A 14,035-nucleotide genomic window follows, 5' to 3' on the forward strand; every position below is an offset into this window, starting at 1 on the left:
CGGAAGCTAAGCCTTTCAGCGCCGATGGTACTGCAGGGGGGACCCTGTGGGAGAGTAGGACGCCGCCGAACAATCATTGTGGGAAAGCCCCGCACCCTTCAGGGTGCGGGGCTTTTCTGCGTTCCAGGCCAGGTAGCGGTCTCCTGTAGGGTCAGGGGGCATCGACTTCAATTATTTCTACAGTCACAGTGGAGGCCCCCGGGTGGAGGTCCAGGAGACTCGGGTTCAGACCGACCGAATTTTCACCATTCCCAACATCCTGAGCATGGCGCGCCTCGCCGGCGTGCCGCTGTTCCTCTGGCTGATCCTGGCGGGGCACGACGGTTGGGCCCTGGCCGTTCTCATGCTCAGCGGGATCACCGACTACCTGGACGGGAAACTCGCGCGCCGCTGGAATCAGATCAGCAATCTGGGCCGGCTGCTCGACCCCGCCGCGGACCGTCTGTACATCCTGACCACGCTGTTCGGCCTGACCTGGCGCGAGATCCTGCCCATCTGGCTCACCGCGGCCCTGCTCGCGCGAGAGCTGATGTTGCTGGTCATGGTGTGGATCCTGAGACGACACGGCTATCCGCCGCCCCAGGTCAACTTCCTGGGCAAGGCCGCGACCTTCAACCTGATGTACGCGTTCCCCTTGCTGCTGCTCAGTGACGGAACCGGCTGGTTGGCCTGGATGGCGTCAGTTTTCGGATGGGCGTTCGCCGGATGGGGTACAACCCTCTATTGGTGGGCAGGAATCCTTTACGTGGTGCAGGTCCGCCGTCTGGTCAAGGCGGATGCCACGGCCGATTGAACTTGCTCGACGCCGGTACTGACGCGGAGGAGTTGCGAAGTCACCGTCCGAGACGGGTGAGGTCGGCTGACCGTCATCTCTCAAGGAGGACTCTTCCGACATGAAGGCCGTCGTGATGGCCGGTGGCGAAGGTACGCGTCTTCGCCCGATGACCTCAAGCATGCCCAAGCCGCTCCTACCGGTCGCCAACCGGCCCATCATGGAGCACGTGCTCAGGCTGCTCAAGCGGCATGGGCTCAGCGAGACCGTGGTGACCGTTCAGTTCCTGGCGTCCCTCGTCAAGAACTACTTCGGTGACGGCGAAGAGCTCGGAATGGAACTCACGTATGCCAACGAGGAGAAGCCACTCGGCACCGCCGGCAGCGTGAAAAATGCCGAGGAGGCCTTGAAGGACGACTCTTTCCTCGTCATTTCCGGCGACGCACTCACCGACTTCGATCTCACCGATCTCATCAACTTCCACAAGGAGAAGGGCGCACTGGTAACGGTGTGCCTCACCCGCGTGCCGAATCCCCTGGAATTCGGCATCACCATCGTGGACGAGGAAGGAAAGGTCGAGCGCTTCCTGGAGAAGCCGACGTGGGGACAGGTGTTCTCGGACACCGTCAACACCGGCATCTACGTCATGGAGCCCGAGGTCTTCAATTACGTCGACCCGGACGTGTCGGTGGACTGGTCCGGCGACGTCTTCCCTCAGCTCATGAAGGAAGGCCGGCCGATCTACGGCTACGTCGCCGAAGGCTACTGGGAGGACGTCGGCACCCACGAGAGCTACGTCAAGGCGCAGGCCGACGTACTCGAAGGCAAGGTCCAGGTCGACATGGACGGCTTCGAGATCTCCCCTGGGGTGTGGATCGCCGAGGGCGCCGAGGTGAGCCCGGACGCGGTACTGCGCGGACCGCTCTACATCGGCGACTACGCCAAGGTCGAGGCCGGCGTCGAGATCCGCGAGCACACGGTCATCGGATCCAACGTGGTCGTCAAGAGCGGCGCCTTCCTCCACAGGGCCGTCATCCACGACAACGTGTACATCGGACCCCACAGCAATCTGCGCGGCTGCGTGATCGGCAAGAACACCGACATCATGCGGGCCGCCCGGATCGAGGACGGGGCCGTCATCGGCGACGAATGCCTCGTCGGCGAGGAATCCATCGTCCAGGGGAACGTACGCGTCTACCCCTTCAAGACGATCGAAGCCGGTGCCTTCGTCAACACGTCGGTGATCTGGGAGTCGCGGGGACAGGCACATCTGTTCGGTGCGCGTGGGGTCTCCGGCATCCTGAACGTCGAGATCACCCCCGAACTGGTGGTCCGGCTCGCCGGCGCCTACGCGACGACCCTGAAAAAGGGTGCCATCGTCACCACGGCCCGAGATCACTCCCGAGGCGCGAGAGCACTCAAGCGTGCCGTGATCTCGGCGCTCCAGGCCAGCGCCATCAACGTCCGCGACCTGGAGAACGTGCCACTGCCCGTGGCCCGGCAGCAGACCGCGCGAGGAAGCGCCGGCGGCATCGTGCTCCGTACCTCACCCGGGGTGCCGGACTCGGTCGACATCATGTTCCTCGACGAGCGCGGAGCAGACCTCTCGCTCCAGCAACAGCGCAAGCTGGACCGGGTGTACGCACGCCAGGAGTACCGGCGCGCGTTCCCCGGCGAGATCGGTGACCTGCAGTTTCCGGGCAGCGTCTTCGACGCGTACACGGGCTCGCTGCTGCGGCGCGTGGACATCACCGGGGTCGCGGACTCCGGGCTCAAGGTCGTCGTCGACGCCTCGAACGGCAGCGCGGGCCTGGTCCTGCCGAGCCTGCTCGGTCGACTGGGCGTGGACGCGCTCACCGTGAACCCCGGGCTCGACGAATCCCGACCGACCGAGACCAGGGAGTCCCGGCGGGCCGGGCTGGTGCGGCTGGGCGAGATCGTCGCGTCCTCGCGGGCGGCCTTCGGCGTGCGCTTCGACCCGGTGGGCGAGCGGATCTCCCTGGTCGACGAGCGCGGGCGGATCATCGAGGATGACCGGGCCCTGCTGGTCCTCCTCGACCTGGTCGCGGCGGAGAAGCGCAGCGGCAAGGTGGCGCTGCCCGTCACCACCACCCGGGTCGCTGAGCAGGTGGCGGCGTACCACGGGACGCAGGTGGAGTGGACGACGACCTCGCCGGACGACCTGACGCGGGTCGGCCGGGCCGAGAACACCATCTTCGGCGGCGACGGCCGGGGCGGATTCATCGTCCCGGAGTTCAGCAGCGTCTTCGACGGGTCCGCGGCCTTCGTGCAGCTGATCGGGCTGGTGGCGCGCACGCAGCTCACCCTCAGCCAGATCGACGCCCGCATTCCGCGGGCGCACGTGCTCAAGCGGGACGTGCCGACGCCCTGGGCCGTCAAGGGGCTCGTCATGCGACGGGTCGTGGAGGCCGCCGGAGACCGCCAGGTGGACACCACCGACGGTGTGCGGGTGGTCGAGGCCGACGGCCGCTGGGTGCTGGTCCTGCCGGACCCGGCCGAGGCCGTCACGCACCTCTGGGCCGAGGGCCCCGACGACGCGTCCGCACAGGCACTGCTCGACGAGTGGGCGGCGGTCGTGGACGGCGCCGGCGATCACTGAGCCGAGCATGTGAGACAACGGTCCGGTGGGCCGGCACGGGACAGCCTTCCGTGCCGGCCCACCGGACCGGCCGCATTCGGTGGCAACGGTGGTGACATGCGACGATGTGGGGCATGTCGCAGCCGCCCAACAACCGGAGTTCGGCCACGCCGCCCGCGCGCCCGGACGCTTCCATGTCGCTGCTGACGCACGTGATGGACCACAGTCTCGACGAGGGCTATGCGGAAGCCTCGGCACGGCGCGCGGCAGACGGTACGGCGGGCCTGCCGCGCACCCTCAAGGCCAAGCTCGGCCTCGCCGCCGGACTGGTGATCGCCGCCATGGTCGTCACCCTCGGAGCGGCTGAGGCGCGGATAGCGGCGCCGGTGCTGGCCAAGGAGCGCCAAGAACTCATCGACCGGGTGGAGCGGGCCGACGAGCACGCGACCACCGTGGAACGGGACATCGAACGGTTGCGCACCGAGGTCGCCGACAGCCAGCGCGAGGCACTCAAGCAGCACGGCGGGGACCAGGGGCAACTCGTGGCCCTGCTGGCCGGCGCCACCGACGTGCGCGGCCAGGGGATCAAGTTGACGGTGGACGACGCCAAGGGATCCTCCTCCGGAGGGGGCGGCGGGCCGCGCGAGAGCGCCGGGTTCTCGGACACGGGCCGGCTCCGCGACCGGGACATGCAGAAGATCGTCAACGGGCTGTGGCAGTCCGGCGCGGAGGCGATCTCGATCAACGGTCAGCGCCTCACGGCCCTCTCGGCGATCAGGGCCGCGGGTGACGCGATACTGGTCGACAACAAGCCGCTGGTACCGCCGTACGAAGTGCTCGCGGTGGGCGACAAGAAGAAGCTCGGGACCGCGTTCCAGGACTCCGTGGGCGGCCAGTACCTGCACGTGCTGCAGGAGAACTACGGGATCCGGTCCGGCCTGGCGCCCGTGGACGACATCCGCCTGCCGGCCGCGTCGAGCCTGACCGTACGTACAGCTACAGCAGCAGAGCCGAAGAAGGGTGCATCGTGATCGCGGTACTGGGCCTCGTGGTCGGAGTGGTGGTCGGACTTCTGGTCCGGCCCGAAGTGCCGGCCGTGGTGGAGCCTTATCTGCCGATCGCCGTGGTGGCGGCGCTGGACGCGGTGTTCGGCGGTCTGCGCGCGATGCTGGACGGCATCTTCGTGGACAAGGTCTTCGTGGTGTCGTTCCTGTCGAACGTCGTGGTCGCCGCGCTGATCGTCTTCCTCGGCGACAAGCTGGGCGTCGGTGCTCAGCTGTCCACCGGCGTGGTCGTCGTGCTCGGCATCCGCATCTTCTCCAACGCCGCGGCCATCCGCCGGCACGTGTTCCGGGCGTGACGCCGATGACTACGGAGAACACCCCGCCGGAGGAACCGAACGTCCCCGAGCAGCCTCTTAAAGAGGGGTCGGCGCAGGTGGCCGAGCCCGAAGAGACCGGTCGGCAGCGTCTGGCGGCCGGTCTGTGGCCGCCGAGGGTGAGCCGCGCCCAACTGATCGTCGCGCTGTTGCTGTTCGTCCTCGGCCTGGGTCTGGCCATCCAGGTCCGCTCGAACAGCGACTCGGGCGCTCCGCTGCGCGGGGCCCGTCAGGAGGACCTCGTACGGATCCTCGACGAGCTCGACGGTCGGACCAAGCGCCTGGAGGACGAGAAGCAGAGGCTGGAGGATCAGCGCAAGGAGTTGGAGAACAGCTCCGATCAGGCCGAGGAGGCGCGCAAGCAGACCGTGGAGAAGGAACGTCAACTGGGCATCCTGGCCGGTACGGTGGCTGCCCAGGGACCGGGCATCACGCTGCGGATCACCGACCCCACGGGGCAGGTGCAGCCGGACCAGCTCCTGGACACGCTGCAGGAGCTGCGGGCGGCCGGTGCCGAGGCGATCCAGATCAACGGTGTGCGGGTGGTGGCCGGGTCGTTCTTCTCGGACGAGGGCGGTGGGGTCGGCATCGATGGGAAGAAGATCACACAACCCTATGAATTTAAGGTGATCGGCAAGCCGCAGGACCTGGAGCCCGCGCTGAACATCCCCGGCGGCGTTGTACAGACGCTGGAGAAGGAACAAGCCACGGTCGCCGTCACACGGTCGGCGAAGATCGTTGTGGACGCCTTGCGGGCTGCGAAGCAGCCTGACTACGCTCGGTCGACATCACCGTGACGCGGGGCGAAACGTGGAGCGGCTCACGCGGGTGGATGCCTGCGGGGGGTCGAGGCACCGAAGTCGCGGTGCGTGGTGGAAACTGTCTGGTGGTTACGGACGTTGTGAGAATGTCCGGATCGGCAGGTGTGTGCATTCGGAGTTCGTCCTGCCCCACGGGCGGGTCTGTTTCGGTCAAGGGGAATCGCCCGTGAAGTTGTTTGAGAAGTTGTTCGGCAAGAAGAACCGCGAGGAAGGCGGTGCCGCGAGGCACCGTGCGGGGCACGGAGACGTGGAAGGGCAGGGCGACCGGCCGCTCTTCCGCGATGAGGTCGCCGGCTCGGGTGATGTTTCGGGTGCGCAGCGCGCGTCGGCTGTTGACCCTGCCGGTACCGGACGCATAGGTTTCGGTGAACCATCAACCTCAAGTACGGGTGGAGGGTTTGCCCCCGACCCGTATGCCACCAATGCCTCCGCGGGGCAGCCGCGGCGCGAGGAGCCGTCCATGTCGGCCGAGCAGATCTGCAGCAGGTGCGGGCACCGCAGCGATGCGGCCAGCCGGTTCTGCTCCAGCTGCGGGGCGCCGCTGCGGCCGGGTCTGACGCCGGAGCGTGCCTCGGAGACCACGTCCACGATCTCGATCTCGGGCCTTGAGGCCTACGAGGCCGAGGTGTCGGGACAGCAGCACGTGTCGTCCTCGCTCTCTCCCGAGGCCCAGGCCGCGGTGGAAGCGCTGCCCCCCGGTTCCGCTCTGCTGATCGTGCGGCGCGGCCCCAACTCCGGCAGCCGGTTCCTCTTGGACGGCGAACTGACCACGGCCGGTCGGCACCCGCAGAGCGACATCTTCCTGGACGACGTCACCGTCTCCCGGCGGCATGTCGACTTCCGTCGGGGCCAGGACGGTGGCTTCACCGTCTCGGACGTGGGCAGCCTGAACGGCACGTACGTGAACCGTGAGCCGATCGACTCCGTCGCCCTGCACAACGGCGACGAGGTACAGATCGGCAAGTACCGGCTGGTCTTCTACGCGAGCCTGCGGGGCGTCTGACCCGTCAAGGGAAGGTCCCATGCTGCGCACCCCGACAGGCGGTGCCGGAAACGGCACCGCCGGCTCGGCCGGGCGGCTGGTGAGCATCGGCACGGTGCTCACCATGCTGCGTGACGAGTTTCCCGACGTCACGATCTCGAAGATCCGCTTCCTGGAGGCGGAGGGGCTCGTCGAGCCCCGGCGCACACCTTCCGGATACCGCAAGTTCAGCACCGACGACGTCGATCGGCTGAGCCGGATCCTGCGCCTCCAGCGGGACCACTACATGCCGCTGAAGGTCATTCGCGAACAGCTCGACGCGCTCGACCGCGGCGAACAGGTCCGCATCCCGTCGCCCACCATGCACGGGGACTCCGTCGACCCCGCGAGCCCCGCCGCCGTCTACGGCGAGGTGGGGCGGGAGCGCGCCACCGCGGCCCGCGTGGGCCGCGCCGAACTCGTCTCCGCCGCCGAGGTGGACGAGGCACAGCTCGCCGAGTGGGAGTCGTACGGGCTCATCGCCGAGGCGCCGGGCGGCGGATTCGACGCCGAGACGGTCACCGTGGCCCGGCTGATCGCGGATCTCGGTCGATTCGGGCTAGAGCCCCGCCATCTGCGCGCCATGAAAGCGGCTGCGGATCGGGAGGCCGGTCTCGTCGAGCAGCTCGTGGCCCCGCTGCGCCGCCACCGCAATCCGCAGACCAGAGCCCATGCGGAGGCCACCATGCGGGAGCTCGCGGGGCTGTCCGTACGGCTCCACGAGGCCCTGGTGCAGACCGCCCTCGGGGTCCGGCTCCACTGACCAGGGGGAGCCCGACTACCCAAACCTGCCGGGCAGGTCCTAGGGTTGCTGTGTGAACGAGCTCGACGTTGTGGGTGTCCGGGTGGAAATGCCCTCCAACCAACCGATCGTGCTCCTGCGTGAAGTGGGAGGCGATCGGTACCTCCCCATCTGGATCGGACCTGGGGAGGCGACCGCCATTGCCTTCGCGCAACAGGGCATGGCCCCTGCCCGTCCGCTGACGCACGACCTGTTCAAGGACGTGCTGGAAGCGGTCGGTGAGGAGCTCACCGAGGTTCGGATCACGGATCTGCGGGAGGGCGTTTTCTATGCGGAGCTTGTCTTCGCCAGCGGGGTCGAGGTGAGCGCGCGGCCCTCCGATGCCATAGCCCTGGCCCTGCGGACGGGGACGCCGATCTACGGCAGTGACGGCGTGCTCGACGATGCGGGCATCGCCATCCCCGATGAGCAGGAGGACGAGGTGGAGAAGTTCCGCGAGTTCCTCGACCAGATCTCGCCCGAGGACTTCGGCACCGGGCCACAGTGAGGCGGCGCGGGCCGTGTCACCCTCCGTGAAGTTTCAGCCCATTCGAGTAGCCTTTCCCCGTAAACGGACACGGGAAACCACTCTCAGGGTGATTATCACTCGGCGTGCCGAGTGTGGCGATCGTTGACGCACCCCTGGTGACTGCCTACCTTCGAGGTGGCAGGTCAAGGACGGAGGGTCGGCGTGAGGATCACGGGCGACGGTACGACCGGGGGCATCCCCGCACGGAGTGACGGTGGGCCGTACCCGCTCCACGGCGGTGCGGCGGGTTCCGCGCGCCGTCAGCCGGAGTCGGTTCCGACGCCGGTCGGACCGGTGAGCGAGGAGCAGGCGCCCGAGCAGATCGGCTACAGGGGTCCGACGGCGTGCGCCGCCGCCGGCATCACCTATCGGCAACTGGACTACTGGGCGCGGACCGGGCTGGTGGAGCCGAGCGTCCGACCCGCGTACGGCTCGGGCACGCAGCGCCTGTACAGCTTCCGGGACGTGGTGGTCCTCAAGATCGTCAAGCGGTTCCTGGACACCGGGGTGGCGCTGCAGAGCATCCGCACCGCGGTGCAGCACCTGCGCGACCGCGGGTTCTCGGACCTTGAGCGCATGACGCTGATGAGCGACGGCGCGACCGTCTACGAATGCACCTCACCCGATCAGGTGGTCAGCCTCCTCCAGGGCGGACAGGGCGTTTTCGGCATCGCGATCGGCGTGGTCTGGCGGGACGTGGAGAACGCGCTGTCCCAGCTACACGGCGAGCGGGTCGACACCGGAGAGACGCTGGTCGGGCAGAACCCCGAGGACGAGCTGGCGGCACGCCGCAACCGGGCGGTCTGAGGCGCTCCGGCGGGCTCCCGCCGGATTGTCAGAGGCGTAGGGCAGCATCGGGGCTGTGAGAGCCGCGCCGACCATCCTGCATCTGGACATGGACGCCTTCTACGCATCCGTGGAGCAGGCGTCGAAGCCGAGCCTGCGCGGCAAGGCCGTGATCGTCGGCGGGCTCGGGCCGCGCGGGGTGGTGGCCACCGCCTCCTACGAGGCCAGGCGATTCGGCGTGCACTCGGCGATGCCGATGGCGCAGGCCAGACGGCTCTGCCCGAACGGCGCCTGCCTCACCCCCCGGTTCCGCCTGTACCAGTCGGTCAGCGAACGCGTCATGGGGCTCCTGCGGGCCCTGTCGCCCCTCGTGGAGCCGCTCAGCCTGGACGAGGCCTTCGTGGAGCTGGAGGCGGGGGAGGTCGCCTTCGACTCCACCGGGGCCCGCGCCGCCGGAGAGCGGCTGAGGGCCGACATCATGGCCGCGACGGGGCTCAGCGGGTCCGTGGGGCTCGCGGGGTCCAAGATGCTGGCCAAGGTGGCCTCCGAGGAGGCCAAGCCGGCAGGGCTGCTGCTGATCGAGCCGGGAACCGAACGGGCACACCTCGCGCCGATGTCGGTGCGGACCCTGCCCGGGGTGGGCCCGGTCACCGGGGAACACCTGCGGCGGGCCGGCATCACCACCGTGGGGGAGCTGGCCGAGGCCGGCGAGGACGAGCTGATCCGGATGGTGGGGCGCTCGCACGGGCTGGGGCTGTACCGGATGGCGTTGGGGTTGGACGACCGCCCGGTGGTCGCGGAGCGGGACGCGAAGTCGGTCTCGGTGGAGGACACCTTCGACGTGGACCTGCACGACCGCGTCCGGATCCGGGGCGAGGTGCAGCGGCTCGCCGACCGCTGTGTGGGGCGGCTGCGGTCCTCGGGGCACTCGGGGCGCACGATCGTGCTGAAGGTGCGGCGCTTCGACTTCTCGACGCTGACGCGCTCGGAGACGCTGCGGGGGCCCACCGACGATCCGGGGGTGGTCCGGGAGGCGGCCGCACGGCTGCTGGAGGGTGTGGACACCACGGGCGGGGTGCGGCTGCTGGGGGTCGGGGTGACGGGGCTCGCGGACTACACGCAGGAGGACCTCTTCGCGCAGGCCGAGGCCCAGGCCGAAGCCGAGGGCGCGGCGGAGGCGGTCGGGACCGTCGCGGGCCCGGCGGCGCAGGACGAGGAGTCGTCGGGCGGGGGCGCGGCGGACGGTACCGGGACCCTGGACGGGGCTCCGGAGGAGTCGGAGGGGGTCGAGGGGGCCGTACGGGGCGCGGAGGGGGCCGTCCCGAAACCGGGGGAGGCCGTGATCGCCCCCGGGCGGTTCTGGCCGGCCGGGAGCGACGTGCGACACGCGGTGTACGGGCCCGGGTGGGTACAGGGCAGCGGGGTCGGGCGGGTGACCGTGCGGTTCGAGCAGCCGGGGACGCCGCCCGGCCGCGTACGGACCTTCAAGGTGGACGATCCGGAGCTGGAGCCGTCCGATCCGCTGCCGCTGGTCGGGGGAGACGGAGGGGGAGGGGGGTGAGCGGGCGCGCACGGCATGATCCGAAAGGCAGGTCCTAGCCCTCGCCCGCGAGCCGGCCGAAGTCGCGGGGGGTGTTCTTCGGCGGGGTCGGCGGGTGGTGGAACTCCGTCGGCAGGGTCACGTCCAGTCCGTAGTGGTGGTAGAGCTGCAGTTCCTGTTCGGGCGAGAGGTGGCGGCCGACCCCGAAGTCGGGCGCGTCCCTGATCAGGGATCGTTCGAAGGGGACCCGCAGGGTGTCCTCGACCACCTCGCTGGGCTCCAGGGGGACGAACGCGTCGCGGCTGAACAGGCCCGTCCGGACCGCGGCCCATTCCGGGACGCCCGTGGCATCGTCGAGGTAGACCTCGTCCACGGTGCCGATCTTGGCTCCGTTGCGGTCGAATGCCTTGCGGCCGATCAGGCTGCGCGGATCGATGTCGGTCTGCACGGTCCCTCCAAATCGTCGCAACTCCTCCGTATTCACTACAGAAGTGCATATTCGAAGAGGGGGCCACTCGAGGGAGGGTTCAGAACCTCGCTGGTAGGCTGGGTGACGGCTGTCGACCCTGTGCGGGAGAGTCCTCCGAGTGAACGTGACGGAGGCGCCGAAGGAGCAAATCCTCCCCGGAATCTCTCAGGCATACGTACCGCACGTGGTGAGGCCACTCTGGAAAGCAGGGGCGGGTACCGGATGATCTGTGCCGGTTCCTCTCCTCACCGACGGTGAAAGCCGGATCTCATGGGCGAACCCCAGGAGGCCCGGTGAAGCTCTCAGGTTGAGATGACAGAGGGGGAGGCCGTTCGGGTGCCCGCGCCGTGGTGCCCCTTCGCAGGTCATACGACCAGGAGGCCTCCGTCATGACCGCCAACCGCATTCCGCTCTCCCAGCTGGAGCGAGGCATCCCCTTCGAGCAGCGCCACATCGGCCCGGATGCCGAGGCGCAGGCGAAGATGCTCGCCCACGTGGGCTACGGCTCCCTGGACGAACTGACCGCCGCCGCGGTGCCGGATGTGATCCGCAGCGCCGAGGCGCTGAACCTGCCCGAGGCGCGGACCGAGGCCGAGGTGCTCGCCGAGCTCCGCGAGCTCGCCGACCGCAACCAGGTCCTCTCGTCCATGATCGGTCTCGGCTACTACGGGACCTTCACGCCGCCGGTGATCCTGCGCAACGTCATGGAGAACCCCGCCTGGTACACGGCCTACACGCCGTACCAGCCGGAGATCTCGCAGGGCCGCCTCGAAGCGCTGCTGAACTTCCAGACCGTCGTCGCGGACCTGACCGGCCTGCCCACCTCGGGCGCCTCGCTGCTCGACGAGGGCACCGCGGCCGCCGAGGCCATGTCGCTGGCCCGCCGCGTCGGCAAGGTCAAGAACGGCGTCTTCCTGATCGACGCGGACGCGCTGCCGCAGACGATCGCCGTGATCGAGACCCGCGCCGAGCCGACGGGTGTCGAGGTCGTCGTCGCCGACCTGTCCGAGGGCATCCCCGCCGAGATCGCCGAGCGCGGCGTCTTCGGCGTGCTGCTCCAGTACCCGGGCGCCTCCGGCGTCGTGCGCGACATCAAGCCGGTCATCGACCAGGCGCACGAGCTCGGCGCCATCGTCACCGTCTCCGCCGACCTGCTCGCGCTGACCCTGCTCACCTCCCCGGGCGAGCTGGGCGCGGACATCGCCGTCGGCACCACCCAGCGCTTCGGCGTCCCGATGGGCTTCGGTGGACCGCACGCCGGCTACATGGCCGTCCAGGCCAAGCACGCCCGCTCGCTCCCCGGCCGCCTCGTGGGCGTCTCCGTGGACGCGGACGGCAACAAGGCGTACCGCCTCGCGCTCCAGACGCGTGAGCAGCACATCCGCCGCGAGAAGGCCACCAGCAACATCTGCACCGCGCAGGTGCTGCTCGCCGTCATGGCCGGCATGTACGCCGTATACCACGGCCCGGACGGGCTGCGGACGATCGCCCGCCGGACCCACCGCTACGCGGGCGTGCTCGCCGCGGGTCTGGCGGCCGGCGGGGTCAAGGTCGTGCACGGCTCGTACTTCGACACCCTCACCGTCCGGGTACCCGGACGCGCCGGCGAGGTCGTCGCCGCCGCCCGCGCGGGTGGGGTCAACCTGTACCGCGTGGACGCCGACCTGGTGTCGATCTCCTGTGACGAGACCACGCTGCGCGCCGACATCGAGGCCGTCTGGGCGGCCTTCGGCGTCACCGCCGACATCGAGGCGCTGGACGAGATCACCCCCGAGGGCCTGCCCGAGGGCCTGCTGCGCTCGGACGAGTACCTGGCCCACCCGGTCTTCCACCAGCACCGCTCCGAGACCGCGATGCTGCGGTACCTGCGCAAGCTCTCGGACAAGGACTACGCGCTGGACCGCGGCATGATCCCGCTGGGCTCCTGCACGATGAAGCTGAACGCGACCACCGAGATGGAGCCGGTCACCTGGCCCGAGTTCGGGCAGCTGCACCCCTTCGCCCCGGTCGAGCAGGCCGAGGGGTACCTCACGCTCATCAACGAGCTGGAGGAACGTCTCTGCGAGGTCACCGGCTACGACAAGGTGTCGATCCAGCCGAACGCCGGCTCCCAGGGCGAGCTGGCCGGTCTGCTGGCCGTCCGCGCGTACCACCGGGCGAACGGCGACGAGCAGCGCACCATCTGTCTCATCCCGTCCTCCGCGCACGGCACGAACGCCGCCAGCGCCGTGATGGCCGGCATGAAGGTCGTCGTCGTCAAGACCGCCGACGACGGCGAGGTGGACGCCGACGACCTGCGCGCCAAGATCGAGCAGTACCGCGACGAGCTCGCCGTGCTGATGATCACCTACCCCTCCACGCACGGTGTGTTCGAGGAGCACGTCGCGGACATCTGCGCCCAGGTGCACGACGCCGGCGGCCAGGTCTACGTGGACGGTGCCAACCTCAACGCCCTCGTCGGTCTGGCCAAGCCGGGTCACTTCGGCGGCGACGTCTCGCACCTGAACCTGCACAAGACCTTCTGCATCCCGCACGGTGGCGGCGGTCCGGGCGTCGGCCCGGTCGGTGTCCGGGCGCACCTGGCCCCGTACCTCCCCAACCACCCGCTCCAGCCGACCGCCGGTCCGGAGACGGGCGTCGGCCCGATCTCGGCCGCCCCGTGGGGCTCGGCCGGCATCCTGCCGATCTCCTGGTCGTACGTGCGCCTGATGGGCGGCGAGGGCCTCAAGCGCGCCACCCAGGTGGCCGTGCTCGGCGCCAACTACATCGCCAAGCGCCTGGAGCCGCACTACCCGGTGCTCTACACCGGTCCGGGCAACCTGGTCGCCCACGAGTGCATCATCGACCTGCGTCCGCTCTCGAAGGCCACGGGCGTCAGCGTCGACGACATCGCCAAGCGCCTGATCGACTACGGCTTCCACGCGCCGACGATGTCCTTCCCGGTGGCCGGCACGCTCATGATCGAGCCGACGGAGTCCGAGGACCTCGCCGAGATCGACCGCTTCTGCGACGCGATGATCGCCATCCGCGCCGAGATCGAGCGGGTCGCGGGCGGCGAATGGCCGGTCGACGACAACCCGCTGGCCAACTCCCCGCACACCGCGGCGGCACTCGGCGGCGAGTGGAACCACCCGTACACCCGCGACGAGGCCGTCTTCCCGGGCGGGGTCACGGCCTCCGAGAAGTACTGGCCGCCGGTGCGCCGGATCGACGGCGCCTTCGGCGACCGGAACCTGGTGTGCTCCTGCCCGCCGCTCGACGAGTACGACAACTGAGTCGTGATCGTGGCCGCGTGAGCTGACACGGAAGGGGCCGGTCCCGGAGCGATGCTCCGGGACC

Annotated in this window: 12 protein-coding genes and 1 riboswitch; of the genes, 11 read left to right on the top strand and 1 reads right to left on the bottom strand. The window is 69.3% G+C overall.

Annotated elements, in window-relative coordinates; genetic code table 11:
• Nucleotides 1-202: 202 nt before the first annotated feature.
• The 10 genes from OTB19_RS38945 to OTB19_RS38990 all read left to right on the top strand — a co-directional run bounded on the left by OTB19_RS38945 (nucleotide 203) and on the right by OTB19_RS38990 (nucleotide 10,248).
• Nucleotides 203-793, top strand: a complete 591-nt coding sequence (locus OTB19_RS38945) for a CDP-alcohol phosphatidyltransferase family protein (RefSeq protein WP_053683747.1) — start codon at nucleotides 203-205, stop codon at nucleotides 791-793.
• A gap of 100 nt (nucleotides 794-893) precedes the next feature.
• The gene (locus OTB19_RS38950; protein WP_267803527.1) at nucleotides 894-3,392 is read left to right on the top strand and encodes a mannose-1-phosphate guanyltransferase; all 2,499 of its coding nucleotides are present in this window, start codon (nucleotides 894-896) and stop codon (nucleotides 3,390-3,392) included.
• Between the two features lie 104 nt (nucleotides 3,393-3,496).
• Nucleotides 3,497-4,402 (top strand): DUF881 domain-containing protein, encoded by a 906-nt coding sequence (locus OTB19_RS38955; protein ID WP_267803528.1) that lies wholly within the window; start codon nucleotides 3,497-3,499, stop codon nucleotides 4,400-4,402.
• Nucleotides 4,399-4,731 (top strand): small basic family protein, encoded by a 333-nt coding sequence (locus tag OTB19_RS38960; protein WP_003970459.1) that lies wholly within the window; start codon nucleotides 4,399-4,401, stop codon nucleotides 4,729-4,731. Before OTB19_RS38955 ends, OTB19_RS38960 begins: the two co-directional genes overlap by 4 nt.
• Before the next feature lie 5 nt (nucleotides 4,732-4,736).
• Entirely contained in the window at nucleotides 4,737-5,546 is an 810-nt protein-coding gene (locus OTB19_RS38965) for a DUF881 domain-containing protein (RefSeq protein ID WP_267803529.1), read from the top strand.
• 82 nt (nucleotides 5,547-5,628) lie between these two features.
• Nucleotides 5,629-6,573, top strand: coding sequence for an FHA domain-containing protein (locus OTB19_RS38970; protein ID WP_267803535.1), 945 nt, complete (start codon nucleotides 5,629-5,631; stop codon nucleotides 6,571-6,573).
• A gap of 19 nt (nucleotides 6,574-6,592) precedes the next feature.
• Complete coding sequence (locus OTB19_RS38975) at nucleotides 6,593-7,354, top strand: MerR family transcriptional regulator (RefSeq protein WP_267803530.1); 762 nt, start codon at nucleotides 6,593-6,595, stop codon at nucleotides 7,352-7,354.
• Between the two features lie 52 nt (nucleotides 7,355-7,406).
• The gene (locus OTB19_RS38980) at nucleotides 7,407-7,880 is read left to right on the top strand and encodes a bifunctional nuclease family protein (RefSeq protein WP_007262890.1); all 474 of its coding nucleotides are present in this window, start codon (nucleotides 7,407-7,409) and stop codon (nucleotides 7,878-7,880) included.
• Nucleotides 7,881-8,063: 183 nt separating this feature from the next.
• Complete coding sequence (locus OTB19_RS38985) at nucleotides 8,064-8,708, top strand: MerR family transcriptional regulator (RefSeq protein ID WP_267803531.1); 645 nt, start codon at nucleotides 8,064-8,066, stop codon at nucleotides 8,706-8,708.
• A gap of 55 nt (nucleotides 8,709-8,763) precedes the next feature.
• Nucleotides 8,764-10,248, top strand: a complete 1,485-nt coding sequence (locus tag OTB19_RS38990; protein WP_267803532.1) for a DNA polymerase IV — start codon at nucleotides 8,764-8,766, stop codon at nucleotides 10,246-10,248.
• A 34-nt stretch (nucleotides 10,249-10,282) separates the two neighbouring features.
• Here the strand turns inward: OTB19_RS38990 and OTB19_RS38995 are convergent, their stop codons facing one another.
• Nucleotides 10,283-10,675, bottom strand: coding sequence for a PRC-barrel domain-containing protein (locus OTB19_RS38995; RefSeq protein ID WP_267803533.1), 393 nt, complete (start codon nucleotides 10,673-10,675; stop codon nucleotides 10,283-10,285).
• Between the two features lie 113 nt (nucleotides 10,676-10,788).
• Nucleotides 10,789-10,887: riboswitch (glycine riboswitch) on the top strand.
• A 198-nt stretch (nucleotides 10,888-11,085) separates the two neighbouring features.
• Here OTB19_RS38995 and gcvP point away from each other — a divergent pair.
• The gene (gcvP, locus tag OTB19_RS39000; RefSeq protein ID WP_267803534.1) at nucleotides 11,086-13,971 is read left to right on the top strand and encodes an aminomethyl-transferring glycine dehydrogenase; all 2,886 of its coding nucleotides are present in this window, start codon (nucleotides 11,086-11,088) and stop codon (nucleotides 13,969-13,971) included.
• The last annotated feature ends 64 nt before the right edge of the window (nucleotides 13,972-14,035 follow it).

It is taken from the genome of Streptomyces sp. H27-H5 (assembly GCF_026627505.1).
Classification (GTDB): domain Bacteria; phylum Actinomycetota; class Actinomycetes; order Streptomycetales; family Streptomycetaceae; genus Streptomyces.